The organism is Micromonospora halotolerans (assembly GCF_032108445.1).
GTDB lineage: Bacteria > Actinomycetota > Actinomycetes > Mycobacteriales > Micromonosporaceae > Micromonospora > Micromonospora halotolerans.
The window spans coordinates 1,357,992-1,376,738 of sequence record NZ_CP134876.1 but is presented as its reverse complement, the minus strand read 5'-3'; the positions used below and the strand labels follow the sequence as shown (position 1 = coordinate 1,376,738).

Genomic DNA, 18,747 nt, shown 5'->3' with positions numbered 1-18,747 from the left:
GCGGAGCACCCGGTGAGCACCCTGCGCGGGCTGGCCCAGGCGCAGGCGGTCGCCGCCGGGGTGGCCCAGCCGGTGGCCACCGTCCGGCACCTGCACCTGTCCGACCGCCCGCTCGTGCTGGTGCCGCTCGCGCTGGCCGGCGAGGCGAACGCCCCGCTCGCGGCCCTGGTCGGCGCCGCGCCCGACGAGGCCCGGCTGCTGATCGTGCCGCAGCCCCGCAACCGGGACCAGCGCTTCGCGTTCGCGGCCGACCTGGCCGGGATCGTGCTGCCCTACCTCGACGAGTTCCGCGACCGCACCGAGGCGGTGCCGGTCGACCGGGGCCGGGACGTCCGGCACCGCTACGTCGACGCCCCGCAGCTGCTGGTGCCGAACCCGGCCGGGATCACCTTCCTGCGGCTGTTCGGCCGCTCCACCCGGTTCCGCCGGCCCGACGGCGAACACCCGGTGCACCCGTCGGTGCCGCTGCTCGGCCGCTGGCTGACCTTCTTCGCCGAGCGCGCCGAGCATCCCGGGTCGGCGGCGCTGGTGGCGCTGACCGACGCGCTGACCCTGCACTGGGCGACGGGCCAGAGCGCCGTGGAGGACCTGCACCTGCCGGCGCTGCTGGGCTGGCTCGACCCGCCGCCGGGGCGGACCGGCGCCGAGGCCGCCGCCCGTGCCGAGGACCCGGCACGCTGCCCGCCGGCCGGCCCGGCCACCGACCCGGACTTCGACAACCACCGGCTCGCGCCGGCCATCGAGGCGTACACCCGGGCCGGGGACGATCCGGTCGCCCGCGCGACCGCGTACGCGGAGCTGGAACGGCTGCTGCGCGACCAGCTGGCACCCACCTGGGAGCTGATGTGGCGCGGCGTCGGGCTGCTCCGCGCGCTGCCGGCCGGGGCGCGGGTGGCCGGCCGCTGGGACGGCGACAAGGACGCCTTCACGGCGCACGCCGAGCACGTCGACGCCGGTGGCGGCCCGCAGCCGCGCCGGGACGGTGCGGTGGCCGCGGCGCTGCGCCTGCACCGCCTGGAGCGGGCGCTCGCCTCCTACGCCGTCCAGCGCGCCTACGACGACCCGCTGGTCATGGCCGAGCACCGGCTGCTCGGGGAGGCGTTCGTCGGTGACGTGACGCTGGCCGACCCGAAGCGGGTCGACGACACCGGCAAGCGGCCGGTGCTGCGCCCGCGGATCCAGGTGGTCACCACCGAGCCGGTGCTCGTGCCGGTCGGCGCGACGCTGTACTCGCCGGCCCGGCCGGGCCAGAAGGCGAAGGTGGTCTTCGTGACCCCGGCCGCCGACGGCAAGACCGAAGTGGTGCTGGAGCTCTCCGGCGGGATGGGCCGGGGGCTGACCGCCGCGCCGGGCAGCGTGCCGGAGGTGGGGGAGCGGCTCTGCCTCACCACCCTGTCGGACGGCTTCCTGCCGGCCGGCGCCTTCCCGGCCCCGGAGGAGACGCCGTGGACCCACGGCGGCCCTCCCTCCACGACACCCGCCCCCGACGCCCCGGCCGAGGACTGGTCCTGACGCCGGTGCGGTGTCAGCCGAGCGCGGCCAGGGTCTCGCGCGCCTCGGCCGCCGTCGGCCGCCGCGGGTCCGCCGCCAGCAGGGCCTCCAGGGCCTTCCGGTACGCGACGTCGCGCGCCACCCCGGCCGGCGTCTCGACGTCGGGGGCGACCCCGCAGCCCTCCCAGTTGGTGCCGCTCGCCGCGTTGACCGGCCGGGCCACCGGCACGGTCAGCTCCAGGTGCGGGTGCAGCCGGTGCCCGACCCGCGGGTGCGCCCCGCCCCGGGTCCGCTCGCCGACCACGGTGGCCCGGCCGAACTGCTGGAGGTCGTACGCCAGCTCCTCGCCGCCGGAGAACGTCTCCGGACCGGTCAGCACGAGCACCGGCTTGTCGGGCGCGTAGCGCGGCACGGGCAGCCAGGCGGCGCTCCAGTACTGGTGGGTGGTCCCGGCCCGCTCGTGCATGGTGTGCAGGTGGGTCGGCTCGGCGAAGAACCAGCCGCAGACCAGGGCCACCATGTCGGGGCTGCCGCCCCGGTTGCCGCGCAGGTCGAGCAGGAGCGCGTCGGTGCCGGCGAGCAGCCGCAGCGCGGCGATCATGAGGTCGCCGGCGAGCTGCGGCGGGAAGAGGTAGGGCGCGATCTCCAGCAGCCCGACGTTGCCGGGCAGCCGCTCCACCCGGGCCACGCCACCCATGGTGAGCGCGGCGAGCTGGACGAACTGGGCCTCGGCCGGGTCGTCGGCGACGTCGGCCAGCGGCGTCTCGTGGTGCTTGAGCCGCAGGTGCAGGTCCCCGTTGGCAGCCTGGAGGTCGCTGGTGACCAGCGCGCCGAGGGCCGCCGGGTCGGCCGCTCCCGCGTACGCCCCCTCCCGGAGCCGGTCGCCGAGGTGGGCGGCGATCCGGCCGGCCACCTCGGGAAAGACGTAGTGCTCGGCCACCAGCTTCGCGGCCCGCTCGACGATGTCGGTGATCTCATCCTGACGCATGTCCCGAGTAGAGCAGGCCGGTTGACAAAGCGTCAAGAGAATTAGACGCTTTAGCGGTGAACCACGACACCGAGCTGGAGGTCCGCACCCCGGCCCACTTCAAGGCGCTGGCCCACCCGTTCCGGCACCGGCTGCTCTTCGCGCTCGGGTCCGGGCCGGCCACCATCAGCCAGCTCGCCGCCGGGCTCGGCGCGGCCAAGGGCACGGTCGCCCACCACCTCAAGGTGCTCACCGAGGCCGGCATGGTCCGGGTCGGGCACACCCGCCAGGTCCGCGGCGGCACCGAGCAGTACCACGAGCGGGCGTTCCGCCGCCTGGTCGGCGAGACCACCGACGCCGGCGCCACCGGCGCACTGTTCGGCGCGGTCGCCGAGGAACTGGCCGGCGACCCCGACCCGCTGCTGCACCTGCGCCACCTGCGGCTCACCCCGGCCCAGGCCGAGCGGCTCCGGTCCACGCTGGACGCGCTCGTCGGCGAGGCCGAGGAAGCCGGGCCGGAGCAGGCCCGCTACGGCGTCCTGGTCTCCCTCTACCGTCGCAGCGGCCCGGAACACCTCGGCCCGCCGGGCCGCTGACCGCCGCCGATCGGCTCTGGCGGCGGCACCGGGCGCTGACTAGGCTTGCGCCGTTCGCCGTCCGCAACCGGTCGTCATCGACGAGGGTGCACGCCCGAGAGAGAGCCGGAGCGAATCGTTGTCCCCCAGCAGCACGTGAGCCTCGCCGCCGTGGCGCCGGCCCGTCGCCCGCTCTCCGGCCGTGTCGGGCTCGTCGCGGCCGCCCTCGTCGTACTCGGGGAAGCGGTGTGGCTGGTCGCCGGCCTGCCGGGCGGGGCCCTGGTCAGCGACGTCGGCGCGGTGGCGGTGTCGGGCTGGGCGGCGGTGGCCTGCGCGGGCGTGGCCCGGCGGCACCCGGCCCCGCTGCGCCGCTTCTGGGCGCTGCTCGCGGCCACCATGATCCTCGCGGCGCTCGGCCGGACGGTCTGGACGGTCGAGCGGCTCGGCGGGCACGGCCTGCCGCACACCCCGCTGGTCGGCGCGCTGTTCACCGCCGGGATCGTCACCGGCACCGCCGCGCTGCTCTGCTCCGTGGCCGCCCCGCGCAGCCTGGTCGGGCAGGCACGCACCCTGCTCGACGGAGTGATCGTCGGGCTGGCCCTCATCCCGATCGGCTGGGTGGTGGTGTTCCGCAACCTCGCCGCCGCCGACCTGGCCGATCCGCTGCGCACCTTCGGGCTGCTCTACCCGATGCTCGACCTGATGCAGCTCACCATCCTGGTGGCGATCGCCGCGCCACCCCGTCCGGTGTGGCGGGCGCTCACCGTGATCGGGATCGGCCTGGCCACCCGGGCCGTCGCCGACGCCGGCTACGTCTCCCTCGTCGCGCACGACAGCTACGCCCCCGGCCACCCGATCGACGTCTGCTGGCCGCTGAGCTACCTGCTCATGGGCCTCGCCACCCGGTACCCGCCACCGCCCTCCTGCGCCGAGGAGGAGGAGACCGGCGAGTCGCCGCTGCCGCCGTGGTGGCGGGTCGCCCTGCCCTACCTGCCGGTGGGCGGCGCGATCGTCGCCGTGGTGCTCGCCCGCCGGCCCACCGGGCAGACCCCGCACCTGATCTTCCTGGGCATGATGGCGCTGCTCGGGGTGCTCGCGCTGCGCCAGGGGCTGGCCGCCAACGAGAACCTGCGGCTGGTCGCCCGGCTGCGCCGGCTCGCGTACTCCGACCAGCTCACCGGCCTGCCCAACCGGCTCACCTTCACGCGGCGGCTGCGCCGCGCCCTGCGCGACGACGGCCCGGTGGCCGTCCTGCTCCTCGACCTGGACGGCTTCAAGCAGGTCAACGACCGCTTCGGGCACGCCGCCGGCGACCGGTTGCTGCGCACCATCGCCGAGCGAATGACGGACGCGACCGGCCGCGACGGGATGATCGCGCGGCTCGGCGGCGACGAGTTCGCCGTGCTGGTCGCCGGTGACCGGCCGGTGCCGCCGGAGCGGCTCGCGCTGCGGCTGCTCGCCGCCCTCGAACCGCTGCCCGGCGAGGAGGACCTGGGCGTGCACCCCTCGGCCAGCATCGGCATCGCCGAGTACGGCCCGCAGCACACCTCCCACACCGACCTGCTCCGCGACGCCGACATCGCTATGTACGCGGCGAAGGCGGCCGGCAAGTCCGCGTACCGGACCTGCACGCCGCAGCTGCGCGAGTCGGCGGTGACCCGGGCCGAGCTGATCGCCGACCTGCGCCGCGCGGTCGACGAGGACCAGCTGCTCATGGAGTTCCAGCCCATCGTCGACCTGTCCACCGGCGCAGTACGCAGCGCCGAGGCGCTGCTGCGCTGGCGGCACCCCCGGCTCGGCGTGCTCCCCCCGGCGCGGTTCCTGCCGCTGGCCGAGGAGACCGGGCTCATCCTGGCGATCGACCGGTGGGTCATCCACGAGGCGTGCCGGGCGGCGGCCATCTGGCGCGAGCGGTCCCCCGAGGTCACCGTGGCCGTCAACATCGCCGCCGCCCACCTGCGCCGGCCCGACCTGATCGCCACGGTCACCGGAGCGGTCGGCGCGGTCGGCCTGCCGCTCCGCGCGCTCACCCTCGAACTCACCGAGTCGGCGCTCATCGAGGGAAGCGAGGCGGTGCTCGACCGGCTGACGCAGCTCCGTGACCTCGGGGTCGGCATCGCCATCGACGACTTCGGCACCGGCTACTCCTCGCTGAGCTACCTGCACCGGATCCCGGCCACCGAGCTGAAGATCGACCAGTCCTTCGTGGCCCGTCTCGACGCCGACGACGCGCGGGCGTACGCCACGGTGGAGATGGTCAACCGGCTGGCCGGCGCGTTCGACCTGACCGTGGTGGCCGAGGGCGTGGAGACCGGCGGCCAGCACGCCGCCGTGACCGCGATCGGCTGCGTGCACGGCCAGGGCTGGCGCTACGGCCGCCCGGTCGCCCTGCCCGAGCTGCTCCAGACGCTCACCCCGGTCGACGCGGCCCGCTGATCGGCCCGGCGGCACCGGGTCGAAGGTCCCGGGCCGGACGGGGGGTTCGGCCCTGCCGGCGGTGCCCCGCCCACCGCCACGATGGTGTCGCACACAACGAAGAGACACCATCCATACGGGAGCCAGACATGAAGCGACGGACGCTCGACCTGTTGTTCAGCATCGGTGGGCTGGGCCTCGCGGTCCTGCTGCTCGTCGTCGGCGTCGTCCTGACGACGAACGCCAACTTCGCCAACCACTACGTGCACGACCAGCTCGCCGCCCAGCACATCAGTTTCACGCCGGCCGACAAGCTGAGCGACGAGGAGAAGAAGTCGGGGTGCCTGCGCGAGTACGCCGGCCAGGCGCTCACCAGCGGCAAGCAGGCCGAGTGCTACGCCAACGAGTACATCGGCCTGCACCTGCAGTCGATCGGCGGCGGGAAGACGTACGCCGACCTGGGCGCGCCGCAGACCGCGCTGCGCGAGCAGGTTACCCAGGCCGAGCAGGCCAAGGCCGCCAACCTGCCCGACCTGCAGAAGCAGCTCGCCGACGTCACCGCCCAGCGGGAGACCGTGTTCAAGGGCGAGACGCTGCGCGGCCTGCTGCTCACCTCGTACGGGTTCAGCGAGTTCGGCCGCAAGGCCGGGCAGGGCGCCCTGGCCATGTACCTCGGCGCGGCGCTGCTCCTGCTGCTCTCGATCGCCGGCCTGGTGCACGCCTTCCGCACCCCGGTCAGCGAGACCTTCGCCGCCCCGGAGCGGGAGCGGATCACCACCTGACCCGGTCCACGATCGCCCCCGGCCTCCCGTACCCCCCGGGGAGGCCGGGGGCGATCGCCGTTTCCAGCCGGGCGGGCCGCGCGGGCCGCAGAATCGGGCTTGACCCTCACGCAACGGGAGGCGGGAGCCTTGGTCGCGGAAGGGAGGGAACCCATGGCGTACACGGTGGGTCAGGTGGCGCGGGCCGCCCGGGTGACGGTCCGGACGCTGCACCACTACGACGAGATCGGGCTGCTGCGGCCGAGCGGGCGCACGTCGGCGGGCTACCGCCGCTACGACGACCGCGACCTGGACCGCCTGCAGCTCATCCGCTACTACCGGGAGCTGGGGTTCCCGCTGGACGAGATCGCCGAGATTCTGGACGACCCGGCGGCCGACCCGGCGGCGCACCTGCGCCGGCAGCACGAGCTGCTGTCCGGGCGGATCGGCAAGCTCCAGGAGATGGTCGCGGCGATCGAACGCGCGATGGAGGCGAGGAAGTTGGAGATCCGATTGACGCCGGAGGAGCGGTTCGAGGTGTTCGGGGACTTCGACCCGGACGAGCACGCCGACGAGGTCGAGCGGCGCTGGGGGGACACCGAGGCGTACCGGCAGTCGCAGGAGCGGGCCAGCCGCTACTCGAAGGAGGACTGGCTGCGCAACAAGGCCCAGAACGAGGACTGGGGGCGGCGGTTCGCCGCGCTCATGGACTCGGGCGCGCCGGCCGACGGCCCGGAGGCGATGGCACTGGCCGAGGAACACCGCCAGCTCATCACCCACTGGTGGTACGACTGCTCCTACGAGATCCACACCGGGCTGGCCGACATGTACGTGGCCGACCCGCGGTTCACGGAGTACTTCGAGACGATCCGGCCCGGGATGGCCGCGTACCTGAACGAGGCGATCCACGCCAACGCGATCAGCCGGGCCTGATCCGCTGCGGGTGCCAGGATGGGCCGGACGGTTCACCCTCCAGGAGGTCACGCGTGCTCATCGTTGCCGGCACCCTCTACGTCGACCCGGCCCAGCGGGACGCCTACCTGGCCTCCTGCGCGGAGGCCGTCCGGGCGGCCCGCTCGGCGCCGGGTTGCGTGGACTTCGCGGTCAGCGCGGACCTGGTCGAGCCGGGCCGGATCAACGTCTACGAGCGGTGGGAGTCCGACGAGCAATTGCTCGACTTCCGCGGCTCCGGCCCGGACGGGGAGCAGGCGGCGATGATCCTCGGCGCGGAGGTGCACAAGTTCCGCATCTCCGGCGTCGAGGCGCCGTGACCCGCTCGGCTCGGACGGACCGGCGCCCGACCGGTCCGGCCGGGCGCCCGCGCGACGCCCGCTAGAGCACCAGGTCGAGCAGGAGCACACCGGCGAAGCCGACCACCGAGATGATCGTCTCCATCACCGACCAGGTCTTGATGGTCTGGCCGACGGTCAACCCGAAGTACTCCTTCACCAGCCAGAAGCCGGCGTCGTTGACGTGTGAGAAGAACAGCGACCCGCAGCCGATGGCCAGGGCCAGCAGCGCAACCTCCGGCTGGTTCAGGGTCGCCGCGAGCGGCGCGACGATGCCGGCGGCGGTGATCGTGGCGACGGTCGCCGAGCCGGTGGCGATCCGGATGCCGACCGCGACCAGCCAGCCGAGCAGCAGCGGGGAGATGTTCGCGCCCTTGGCGGCGTCCGCGACCAGGTTGCCCACCCCGGCGTCGACCAGGACCTGCTTGAACCCGCCGCCGGCGGCGACGATCAGCAGGATGCCGGCGATCGCCGGCAGCGAGCCGCCGAGGAATCCGGAGACCTGCCCGCGACTGAACCCGGTCCGGTAGCCCAGGAAGATCATCGCGAAGATGACGCCGGCCAGCAGCGCGACGATCGGGGTGCCGATGATGTCCAGCGCCTTCCGGCCGCCGGTGTCCTCGTCGAGGGTCAGTTCGCCGATCGCCCGCAGCAGCATCAGCACCACGGGCAGCAGCACGGTGACCACGGCGGCCCAGAGCGCCGGCTCGCGGCGGGAGCGCCGGCCCACCGGCTCGTCGATCGGCGCGCCGGGGCGGCCGGTGCCCGGGTTGACCAGGTCGTCCTCGGTGACCAGGTCGCCGTCGGCGTCGAGCCGGCCCTCGCCGGGGCGGGTCGGCCGCCGGTCCCCGCCGGCGGCGAGCGGCTGCCGGGTGGGCAGCAGCGCCTCCGGGGCGGTGGCCGGCACGTAGCGGGCGATGAAGTTGCCGAAGACCGGCCCGGCGATGATCACGGTGGGGATCGCCACCAGCAGGCCCAGGGCCAGGGTCTGGCCGAGGTTGGCGCCGAGCGCGTCGATCGCGACCAGCGGGCCCGGGTGCGGCGGCACGAGGCCGTGCAGCACCGACAGGCCGGCCAGCGCCGGAATGCCGATCTTGATCAGTGGCACGTCGACCCGGCGGGAGACCAGCAGCACGATCGGCACGAGCAGCACCACGCCGACCTCGAAGAAGAGCGGGAGCCCGATCAGCGCGGCCACCCCGGCCATGGCCCACGGCAGCGCGCCGCCGGAGACCCGGCCGACCACCCGTTCGACGATGCTGTCCGCGCCGCCGGACTCGGCGAGCATCCCGCCGATCATCGCGCCGAGCGCGATGAGCAGGCCGACGCCGCCGACCGTGGAGCCCACCCCGCCGCTGAACGAGGTGACGATCTTGTCGGCGCTGACCCCGGCGACCACGCCGAGCACGGCCGCGCCGAGGATCAGCGCCAGGAACGGGTGCACCTTGCCCCAGGCGATGAGCACCACCACCGCGGCGATGCCGAGCAGGGCGGCGATGACGAGCTGGGTGTCACCGGCGTTCGTGAGGGGTTCCGCCGGTGCGGCGAGCAGTGTGACCACGGCAATCACGACCTTCGGTAGTCGTCCGTGCCTCCGGGACGGGCGATCACTGGGGAGGAGCGGTGGGTGGTGGCTCCGGCGGCAGGCTCGGGGCCAGCCGCCGCAGCGACGCGAACGTCGGGACGAGCGCGTCGTAGAGCTCGGAGAAGAGCGGTAGCAGGGCCGCGTACGTGGCGGCGGAGGCGGGATTCGGGCGGACCGTCTCCTCGATCCGGACCAGGTCGGCGGCGACCTCGATCGACTCGATCAGGCCGAGCGCCTGCATGCCGAGCAGGGCGGCGCCGAAGCTGGAGCCCTCGTGCCCGACCGGGAAGCGCACCGGCATGCCGAGCGCGTCGGCGAGGATCTGCCGCCACAGCGGGCTGCGGGCGAAACCGCCGCTGGCGCGGATCTCGCGTACCTCGTTGCCGGCCGCCCGCACCGAGGCGAGCACCAGGGCGAGCTGCTGGCAAACCCCCTCCAGCGCGGCCCGCACGAGGTGCGCCCGGCCGTGCCCGTGGGTCAGCCCGACGTACGCGCCGCGGGGCAGCGCGCTCCAGTGCGGCGCCCGCTCACTGAGCAGGTACGGCAGCATGATCAGCCCACCGGAGCCGACCGGCGCCTGGGCGGCCAGGTCGAGCAGTTCCTCCTCGGCGTGCTCGCCCAGCTCGGGGGCGAGCGCCTCGTTGGCCCACTGGAGGACGATCCCGCCGTTGTTGATCGCGCCGCCGACCACCCAGCGGTGCTCGGTCAGGGCGTAGCAGAAGACGCCGCCGAGCGGGTCGACCCCGGGGCGCTCCACCATCACCCGCATGGCCCCGCTGGTGCCGATCGAGCAGGCCACCTCGCCGGGGTGCACCGCGCCGAGCCCCAGGTTCGCCAGCGGCCCGTCGCCGGCGCCCACCACGAGCGGGGTGTCCGCGGGCAGGCCGGTGGCCCGGGCCGCGCCGGCGGCCAGGCCGGGCAGCACGTGGGTGGTGGGAACGAGCTGCGGAAGCTGCTCCTCGGTGATGCTGGCGATGCGGAGCGCCTCGGCGTCCCAGGCCAGCCGGTAGATGTCCATCAGCCCGGTGGCGGAGGCCACCGAGTGGTCGGTGACCAGCGCCCCGGTCAGCCGCAGCAGCACGTAGTCCTTGATGCCCACCCAGTGCGCCACCCGCGCGTGCAGCGTCGGTTGCTGCTCGGCGAACCAGACCAGCTTGGGCAGCGGCGCCATCGGGTGCACCGGGGTGCCGGTACGCCGGTGGATGGCCAGCCCGGACGGCACGGCGCGCAGCCGCTCGGCCTGCGCGCTGGCCCGGGAGTCGGCCCAGGTCACCGACGGGGTGAGCGGGGTGCCGTCGGCGTCGAGCCCGATCAGGCTGTGCATCGCGGTGCTGAACGACAGGCCGGCGACCGGCCGGCGCAGCTCTTCGGCCACGGCGCGGATCGCCCCGACCACCGCGTCGAAGATCCGTACCGGGTCCTGCTCGGCGTACCCGGGTCGCGGCTCCTCCAGGGGGTAGCCGATCGAGTGGGTGGCGAGCTGCCGGCCACCGGTGTCGTACGCGACCGCCTTGGTGCTGGTGGTGCCGATGTCCACCCCCACGACGACGGTCGGCTCGACCACCGGCCCACCTCCTCGGCGTCGACGGCGTACCCCCTGCGGCTCACGTTACCGAGGGGCTGATTCCGCCGCATGGCGAAGCGGGGCGGAAGGTTGGCCATCGCCGACGGTGGATTGGCAAAAAGCGCTCCGGAGTCGGTGAACGTTACGCGACGGCCGTGTGATTCTCCACTCGTCAAACCGTTCCCGCAGGCCAGGCCAATATATCGAGCCTGATTGATTGAATGGGACGGTAGGGCAGAGACGTCGGACAATATCGTTCCCTCGATCGATCTACATCGAAACGGGGGTGCCGATGAGACACGAAACAGGAATCGGCCGGTGGCGGCTGCCAGTTCTGGCAGCGGCGACGGCCGTCACGCTTGTGGCGTCCGCGCTGCCGGCGATCGCCGCGGAAGACGACTACGTCACGCGGCCGATGTCGGAGCTGCTCGGACAGCACTCGGGCTACGGCTTCACCGGCCAGGGCGTGAACACGGCCACGGGCAACTTCACCCACGCCGCGGTCGACCTGGATTTCTCCGCCGGGCTGCTGAGCTGGGCGCGGAGCTACAACTCGCAGAATCCCCACGACGGGCCGTTCGGCAAGGGCTGGACCACCACGCTGACCACCCGGCTCGTGGTCGGCGACGATGGCGCGGTCGCCTTCCACGACGCCGACGGCCGGGTGCTGACCTTCCCGCCCGGCGACGCCGGCGGCTACCAGCGCCCCCAGGACATCGAAGCCGAGCTCACCCGTGCCGACGACGGCACCTTCACCCTGCGGTACCGGGCTGGCGCAGCGATCACCTTCGACGCGTCAGGTCGTGCCACCAGCCTCACCGGGGAGGGGGAGCGGGTCAACCTCAGCTACGACGATGCCGGCCGGCTGAGTCGAGCCACGCACTCGGCCGGCGCCGTCCTCGCCCTCGGATACGACGCGTCCGGCCACGTCACCCGGGCGGAAGCCGGCGACGGGCGGGTGGTCACCTACGCGTACACCGATGGCGCGCTGTCCGCGGTGACCGTGCCGGGTGGCGCCGTCACCCGCTACACCAGCACCGGTGGGGGCCTGCTGGCCGCCATCGTGGACCCGGAGGGTCGCACCGTCCTCGAGAACACCTACGACCCGGACGGGCGGGTCGTGCATCAGAAGTTCGCGTCAGGTGGCGCCGAGGACGTCGCCTACGATGAGGCCACCGGGGTGACCACGGCCACCCTGCAGCCGGGCGGGGCCGCGGCCACCTACCGGCACGACCGCGCCGGCCGGCTGGTCGGCGCCACGGACCCGGCCGGCAAGTCGATCAGCCAAACGTTCGACTCCAACGGACGCCTCGTCGAGAACAGCGCCCGGGGCGGGACCCGGACGACCTTCGCCTACGACGCCCACGGCAACCTCACCAGCCGTGCGCTCGGCACCGCCACCACCGCGTACGGGTACGACGCACAGGACCGCCTGACCAACGTGACCGACGCCGCGGGCGCCGTCACCCGCTACGGCTACACCGGCGACAGCCGGGTGCCGTCGACGGTGACCGACGCCGCCGACCGGATCACCCGCCGCACCGTGGTCGATGGGCTGGTGACGGAGGTCGTCGACCCGGCAGGTGCGAAGACCGCCTACGGGTACGACGCGGGTCGGCGGCTGGTCAGCATCACCGACCCGACCAACCGGAAGCTCACCTACGGCTACGACGCGGCGGGCCGACGTGCGTCGGTGACAAGCCCCTCGGGGAAGGTCCAGCAGTACGGCTACGACGACGCCGGCCGGCTGTCCAGCAGCACCGACGCCGCCGGGGCGGTCACCCGCTACCGGTACACCGCCTCCGGCCTGCTGCTGGCCACCGTCGCCCCGAACGGCGCGACAACGACAAACGGATACGACAGCTCCGGCCGACTGACCACCGTCACCGACCCGCTCGGCCGTGTCCTCACCTACGCCTACGGTGGCGACGGGCAGATCAGCACGATCACCGACGCGCTCGGCGGGATCAGCCGCTACACCTACGACGGGCTCGGTCGGACCAGCACGATCACTGATCCCAACGGCACCGTGGTGCGCTACACGTACGACTCCGACGGGCGGCCGACGGAGGTCGTCGACGGCGCCGGGTCCGAGGTGACCGGCTACGACGAGCGGGGCAACGTGACCAGCATGACCGACGCGGCGGGCAACGTCACGCGGTACGGCTACGACCTGCTGGATCGACCGATCTCGACGGTGGACGCGACTGAGGCGGAGACCAGCACCAGTTACGACCCGACCGGTCGCGTCGTGTCCACGAAGGACGCGATGGGCGCGGTCACCAAGTACGAGTACGACGGCGCCGGCCGCTTGGTCGCCGTCATCGACCCGCTCGGCAACGCCATCCGTTATGAGTACGACGCCGCCGGGCGGATGGTGAAGAAGATCCTGCCCGCGGGCGGCGCTTTCGTGTACGCCTACGACTCCGACGGCCGCAAGGTTTCCGAGACCACCCCGGCGGGCCTGGTGACCCGCTACGAGTACGCCACCGGCAACCAGCCGGTCCGGGTCATCGACCCGCGCGGCGGCATCACCCGGCACGAGTACGACGCGCAGGGCCGGGAAACCAAGCGGACCAGCCCGGGCGGTGGGGTACGCCTGATGGAGTACGACGCCGCCGGGCAGCTCACGGCGGTCACCGACCCCAATGGCGGTGTCACCCGCTACACGTACGACAAGGCCGGCAACCTGGTGACCATGACCGACGCCAAGAAGGCGGTCACGCGCTACGCGTACGACGCCGGCGGCCGGCAGACCGAGGTCACCGACCCGCTGGGGCGGGTCACGAAGCAGACCTGGGACGCGGCCGGCAACCGCACCTCGCTCACCGACCCCTCCGGGCGCACGCTGCGGATGGAGTACGACAAGGGCGGCCGGCTGACCAAGCGGACCGCGGCGGACGGTTCGACGATCACCTTCGGCTACGACGCCGTCGGCCGCCGGACCGCCATGACCGACAGCGCCGGCACCACCCGCTACGCCTATGACAAGGTGGGCCGCCTGCTCACCACCACCCGACCGGACGACTCGGTGGTGTCCGCTAAGTACGATGCCGCGGGACGGCGCACCGCTCTGACCTACCCGGACGGGCTGACGGTCTCCTACGGCTACAACGCGAACGGCTGGCTGACCGGCGTGTCGGATCCGCGGGCCGGGGACGTGTCTTACCAGCTCGACGCCGACGGGCGGCCGGTGGCCGAGAAGCTGCCGGGCTCGTGGTCGCGTACCTACCGCTACGACGGCGGTCTCCTGGCCGGCTACACGGAGGTCCGTAACGGGGCGCCAGCCTTCGACACCACACTCAACCGCAACGCGGACGGCCGGGTCGTGCAGCACATCGAGCCCACGCCCGGCAAGCGGGCCAACTACACCTATGACGCGGCGGGGCAACTGCTGTCGGCCACCGGCGAGCCTGGTGGCACGATCTCGTCCACCTACGACGCGGTGGGCAACCGCACCAGCATCACCCGGGGCGGGGTGGCCACCCAGCTCACCTACGACGCCGCCGACCAGCTCACCGCGGCCGACACCGGCGACAAGCACGTCGCGTACCGCTACGACGGGGCCGGCCGGCTCCTGGAGCGCAACGACCCGAACGACCTTCTGACCATCGCTTACGACTCGTTCGGCCTGCCGAAGACGTTCACTGAGTCCGGTGGCGGCGTGACGCAGACCAACACGGTCGGCTACGACGGAGACGGCCTGCCGACGCAGGTGGTGACCAGCCGCCAGCCGACGGGCAACCCGCCGCAGACCAGCACCGTCTCCTACCGGTGGAGCGGAGGTGACGGTCTGCTGCCGCAGCTGCTCACCCAGTCAGGGGAGGGGGCCGCGAACTTCGTGTACGGCTACGGCCGCGTGTTCGCCGACACCGCGAGCGGCTCGGCGACCTTCGCCCGGGACGCCTACGGGTCGACGATCCGCACCTCGGCGACCGACCAGTGGGCACAGGCGCAGAGCTACGACGTGTTCGGCGCCCCGATCACCGCGGGCCTGCCGAACCTGTCGAACCCGGCGTTCGGTTACCGGGGTGAGCTGGCCTACCGCGGTGAGACGGGCATCGGTTCCCTGGTGCACCTGCGGGCCCGGGTCTACGACGCCAGCATCGGTCGGTTCACGAGCCGGGACCCGCTGACCACCATGGTCGGCCAGACCGACACCACCAGCCCGTACGCCTACGCCAACAACGGCCCGCTGGACTTCGCCGACCCGAGCGGCCAGTTCTCCATCTGGACCGGGTTCGGCGCGGTCTTCAACGCCGTGCTTCAAGCCATCGGGGAGAACTGCCCGCCGCCCAACGACTCGATCCAGGCGCACAACAAGTGCTTCCAGGGCCACATGCTCAGCACCCGGGGCAACATCACCCAGGACTGTCTGGACGCCCGGCAACACTGCTTGAACATGCTGTGGAACAAGGAGCCCCGGGCTGAGCGGGAGAAGGCGGCGCAGGCGTTCACCATCAACGAGCTGAACAAGCGCCGGGAGGGCTTCTTCCAGCGGTTGTGGGACGACCAGTTCGGCTTCGGCACGACGGTCAGCTACGACGTCGACTGGGAGGTCAAGCCACCGCGGCTGAACGACGACTACCCGCCGCTGTTCTCTCCCTCGTTCGACGGTGACCGCCTGAAGGTCGACATCGTGACCGACGAGACCAACATCTTCGAGGTCAAGGACTACGCCCACCGTAGCCAGGTGGAGGGGCAGCTCGACGGCTACATCTTCGCGGCCATCTTCCACTACCAGGTGGCTTTCGTGAAGGGCACCGAGTTGCAAGGCTGGGCGAACTCCTTCCTGGTCCAGGAGAGCTTCTGGGACGACATCTTCGGTGGCGACGAGGTCATCGTCTGGGGGGACATGCCCGGGCACGTCTACTTCGCCAAGGAGGACAAGGCTCCCGTGGCCGCCCGGACACGGGCACAGCGCAACCGGGACATGGAGGATGAGGCCCACAACACCTGTACCCTCTGCATCCCGATCATCCCGATCATCCCGCGGGTGCCCGTGGTCCCGTGACCACCGGTTGAGACAGCAGGCAAGACAAGGGAGCACGTGATGGCCGTCGTCGTCCTACCCGAGGTGCACCAGGAGTTGCGCGTGTCGCAGAGCCTGCTGCTCGAGGTGCGGTCCGGCGACGGCCGGCTCCCCGCCGCGATGGCCGCCGTCCGGGACGCCCTGCTGAGGCTGGAGGCGCCGGGGGTGGACGGTGGCGCGGAGCGCGTCGCCTTCCTCCCCCCACCGGTGCCCCTGCCGGGCCGGCAACTCCTCGCGGTGGACTTCGGTTCACTGCCCGACGAGCAGGTGCTGGCCGTACCCGACCTGCTCGTCGCCGAACTGCGACGCGCCGGGGTGGGTGACGCCGAGGTCGGCGTCGCCCACCCCGGCGACCTGGACAACCGTCCAGGGCTCGCCCCGGCCGTCCGGGCCTACCTGCGCGGGCCGGTGGCGGCACCGTTCGGCGACGCGCCGGCCGGGCCGCCGGTGGCGTTGCTCGACATCGCCGCCGACTGGGTCGTCGGGCGCGGCGTCGGCCAGCTCAGCCTCGTCGTGTTCGGGGTGGAGACCGCCCTACCGGCCGAGACGGCGTCGGGAGTGGCCCGCAGCGCGCTCGCCACCCCCGGCCAGGCCACCACCGTGAGCCTGATCGCCGACGGTGCTCCGGTCGCGGCGGCGAGCGTCGGAACGTCCATGCGTGACGCGGCGCGTGCTGCGGCGCTCACGCTGGCGCCGGCCACCCCGGAGAACATGCGCGAGCTGCGGACACTGCTGAGGGCACACGCCGACGCGGTCGTCTGGGCCGGGGTGGCGGCCGAACCCGACGCGCGTCGGCTGCTCGCCCACGGCTGGGCCCCGCAGGTGGAGCCCGGCCAGGCGCCGCCACCCGACGTGGCGGTGCTCGCCGACGTGCTGGTGCCGGAGGCGATGTGGTACCAGATTCTCTCGGCCGGCCACCTGGAACGCCTCGGCGGCCCGCCGCCTGGGGCGGTGCCGCTGCCTGGCGCTCGTGTCGAGCTGACGGTCGGTGAGCCGGAGCAGTGGCTGCCCGGGCATCCGGACGCCGCCGCGGTCCGCCGCCGTGCGCGCGACCTGCTGGCCGCCTGCCTGGTCGACCAGGGCCAGGCAGGCGGCATGATGGCCGCCCGGATGCGTCGCTGAGCGGGGATCGACGCCTCACCTCCGCCGATGGTATGGGTCAATCACCCGATCGGTTGGATTCGCAACTTGCGCGTGTCTTGCCACCCCCGCGCCGCCGTTGACATGAATGACACCCCGATTGGTGGGCTCGCGCGGCGGAGGAGTCGGCGTGGCGATGACTGATTCGACGGGTTCCACATGGCGCTACCGGTGGGCGCACCGGCAGAACGAGCGGCGGCAGCGGACCTTCCGCCTGGCCGACGAGGCGTGGCGGCGCCGCGACGACGAGCTGCGCCGGCTGCGTACCCTCGCCGGGTCCTTCCACGGCTCGGCCGAGGCCGGCGCCGGCCTGCCCATGGAGCTGGGCCCCGGCGAGGTGGTCTTCTGGACGCTGCCGGCCGCGCAACTCGTCGAGGTGCGACACACCGCCGTGCTGCCGGCCCCCGAGCTGACCGTCGACCCGGAACCGCCGGTGCTGCGCCCGCGCCGCCCCGAAGGGGTCAAGGTCACCGACGCCGGCCTCGCCGTGCTCACCAACCGGCGCCTCGTCCTGCTCGGCGGTCGGGGCCGGCGCGACTGGACGTACGGGCGGATGACCGGGCTGTCCCACGACCCGGGGGCGCCGGTCACGCTGATCCAGGTGCTCGACCGGCGGCGTACCTCCGGTCTGCTGCTGCCCACCGGCGCGGTGGCCGACTTCCGGTTCAAGCTCACCCTGGCCTTCGCCGACGCGATCGAGCAGCGCGCCGCGGTCGTCGCCCAACTCGACGAGCTGATCGCGGAGCACGAGGCGCTGCGGCCGGCCCGGCCGGCCGTGCTCACCCCGGCCCAGGCCCGCGTCTCCACGCTGCTCCCCGGCGGCCGGCGGACCGTCGCGGTCGGCGCGGCCGTCGCCCTGATCGTGCCGGCGATGCTGTTCGAGTCCGACCCGCCGGTGCGCCCCGGGTCCGACGTGGCCGCCGCGGCCACCCCGGAGTCCACCGCCACCGCCACCGCCGCGCCCCCGCCGGTCGCCCCCGCCGTGCAGGTCAAGCCCGACCCGAGGCCGCAGCGCACCCGGCCCGCGCCGGCCTCCGCGCCGTCCCGGAGCACCCCGTCGCAAGGGGCCGCCGAGCGCCGCTGCGGCGCCCCGGCGAACCCCTACGGGTACGACTTCTGCGGCGGAACGCGGATCCGCAAGCCGGCCCGGGGCGTCTGCGACTGGTTCGACTGCGTGCCCGGCTTCTGGTCCGGCCGCGGCTGGCTGGTGCAGTGCCGCGACGGCACCGTCAGCCTGACCGGGGGGCGGCGCGACTCGTGCGTCGACAACGAGGGCTACCACCGGACCTTCTGGACCTGACCGCCGGCGGGTCCGGCCGACCCGGCCCTATCCGGCCAGGCGCGGCGAGCGGGCCGTCGGACGCAGCGGGAGCAGACCGGCGAGGACCAGGGCCGCGCCGACCGGCAGCAGGTCCAGGTTCACGGAGAGCGCTATGAACCCGACCAGCACCAGCACCGGCGCCCACACCGGCAGCAGCCGCGCCGCGGCGGCCCGGTACAGCAGCACCAGCATGCCCACCTCGAACAGCGCCGGCCCGCCCAGCAGTACCAGGTCAGGCGTCTCCACCGCGTCGGCGAAGCGCGGGAACAGGTCGCCGAGGATCACCCAGACGAACGCGGCCGCCCCGACCAGGCCGGCCAGCGCCGCCACGTCGTCCACCGCCCGCAGCCGGGTCGAGCGGGTACGCAGCGCCCCGTGCAGCCCGACCATCAGCGTGGCGAACCCGAGGATGCCGAGCAGGAACAGGGTGTGCCCGGTGTTCCACGCCCAGGCGCCCTTGTCGCTGTGACCGTCCAGGCGGTCGATCAGGCGGAGCAGACCGTAGGCGAGCAGCAGCAGCGAGGCGGTCACGGCCACCGGCCGCAACCAGGGGTACGCGGGACGCGTCCGGGAATCGGTGAGGGTCATGGCCTCAGCCTCGTCCCGG

At 73.4% G+C, this 18,747-nt stretch carries 13 protein-coding genes; 9 read left to right on the top strand and 4 right to left on the bottom strand.

Annotated features, from left to right (window positions below; genetic code table 11):
* The first annotated feature begins 12 nt into the window (after window positions 1-12).
* Window positions 13-1,512 carry a hypothetical protein gene (locus RMN56_RS06290; RefSeq protein WP_313722893.1) on the top strand — a complete coding sequence of 500 codons (1,500 nt, stop codon included), beginning with the start codon at window positions 13-15 and terminating at the stop codon, window positions 1,510-1,512.
* Window positions 1,513-1,525: 13 nt separating this feature from the next.
* On the opposite strand, the gene RMN56_RS06285 is transcribed toward RMN56_RS06290, so the two are convergent.
* Complete coding sequence (locus RMN56_RS06285; protein ID WP_313722892.1) at window positions 1,526-2,479, bottom strand: S41 family peptidase; 954 nt, start codon at window positions 2,477-2,479, stop codon at window positions 1,526-1,528.
* Between the two features lie 56 nt (window positions 2,480-2,535).
* Here RMN56_RS06285 and RMN56_RS06280 point away from each other — a divergent pair, with 56 nt between their 5' ends.
* The 5 genes from RMN56_RS06280 (at window position 2,536) to RMN56_RS06260 (ending at window position 7,480) form a co-directional block, all read left to right on the top strand.
* The gene (locus RMN56_RS06280; RefSeq protein WP_313722891.1) at window positions 2,536-3,054 is read left to right on the top strand and encodes an ArsR/SmtB family transcription factor; all 519 of its coding nucleotides are present in this window, start codon (window positions 2,536-2,538) and stop codon (window positions 3,052-3,054) included.
* Window positions 3,055-3,204: 150 nt separating this feature from the next.
* The gene (locus RMN56_RS06275) at window positions 3,205-5,469 is read left to right on the top strand and encodes a putative bifunctional diguanylate cyclase/phosphodiesterase (protein WP_313722890.1); all 2,265 of its coding nucleotides are present in this window, start codon (window positions 3,205-3,207) and stop codon (window positions 5,467-5,469) included.
* A 128-nt stretch (window positions 5,470-5,597) separates the two neighbouring features.
* Window positions 5,598-6,230, top strand: coding sequence for a hypothetical protein (locus RMN56_RS06270; protein WP_313722889.1), 633 nt, complete (start codon window positions 5,598-5,600; stop codon window positions 6,228-6,230).
* Window positions 6,231-6,383: 153 nt separating this feature from the next.
* Complete coding sequence (locus RMN56_RS06265) at window positions 6,384-7,142, top strand: MerR family transcriptional regulator (protein ID WP_254332191.1); 759 nt, start codon at window positions 6,384-6,386, stop codon at window positions 7,140-7,142.
* A gap of 53 nt (window positions 7,143-7,195) precedes the next feature.
* Complete coding sequence (locus RMN56_RS06260; RefSeq protein ID WP_313722888.1) at window positions 7,196-7,480, top strand: putative quinol monooxygenase; 285 nt, start codon at window positions 7,196-7,198, stop codon at window positions 7,478-7,480.
* Between the two features lie 61 nt (window positions 7,481-7,541).
* On the opposite strand, the gene RMN56_RS06255 is transcribed toward RMN56_RS06260, so the two are convergent.
* Window positions 7,542-9,059 (bottom strand): GntT/GntP/DsdX family permease, encoded by a 1,518-nt coding sequence (locus tag RMN56_RS06255; RefSeq protein WP_313722887.1) that lies wholly within the window; start codon window positions 9,057-9,059, stop codon window positions 7,542-7,544.
* Window positions 9,060-9,105: 46 nt separating this feature from the next.
* The gene (locus RMN56_RS06250; RefSeq protein WP_313722886.1) at window positions 9,106-10,647 is read right to left on the bottom strand and encodes a gluconokinase; all 1,542 of its coding nucleotides are present in this window, start codon (window positions 10,645-10,647) and stop codon (window positions 9,106-9,108) included.
* A 361-nt stretch (window positions 10,648-11,008) separates the two neighbouring features.
* Between RMN56_RS06250 and RMN56_RS06245 the strand changes: the two genes are divergently transcribed.
* The 3 genes from RMN56_RS06245 (at window position 11,009) to RMN56_RS06235 (ending at window position 18,119) form a co-directional block, all read left to right on the top strand.
* Complete coding sequence (locus RMN56_RS06245; RefSeq protein WP_313722885.1) at window positions 11,009-15,661, top strand: DUF6531 domain-containing protein; 4,653 nt, start codon at window positions 11,009-11,011, stop codon at window positions 15,659-15,661.
* Between the two features lie 39 nt (window positions 15,662-15,700).
* The gene (locus RMN56_RS06240) at window positions 15,701-16,801 is read left to right on the top strand and encodes a hypothetical protein (RefSeq protein ID WP_313722884.1); all 1,101 of its coding nucleotides are present in this window, start codon (window positions 15,701-15,703) and stop codon (window positions 16,799-16,801) included.
* Between the two features lie 148 nt (window positions 16,802-16,949).
* The gene (locus RMN56_RS06235) at window positions 16,950-18,119 is read left to right on the top strand and encodes a hypothetical protein (RefSeq protein WP_313722883.1); all 1,170 of its coding nucleotides are present in this window, start codon (window positions 16,950-16,952) and stop codon (window positions 18,117-18,119) included.
* Between the two features lie 27 nt (window positions 18,120-18,146).
* Here RMN56_RS06235 and RMN56_RS06230 read toward each other — a convergent pair whose 3' ends face one another.
* Window positions 18,147-18,728 (bottom strand): hypothetical protein, encoded by a 582-nt coding sequence (locus RMN56_RS06230; RefSeq protein WP_313722882.1) that lies wholly within the window; start codon window positions 18,726-18,728, stop codon window positions 18,147-18,149.
* Between the last annotated feature and the right edge of the window lie 19 nt (window positions 18,729-18,747).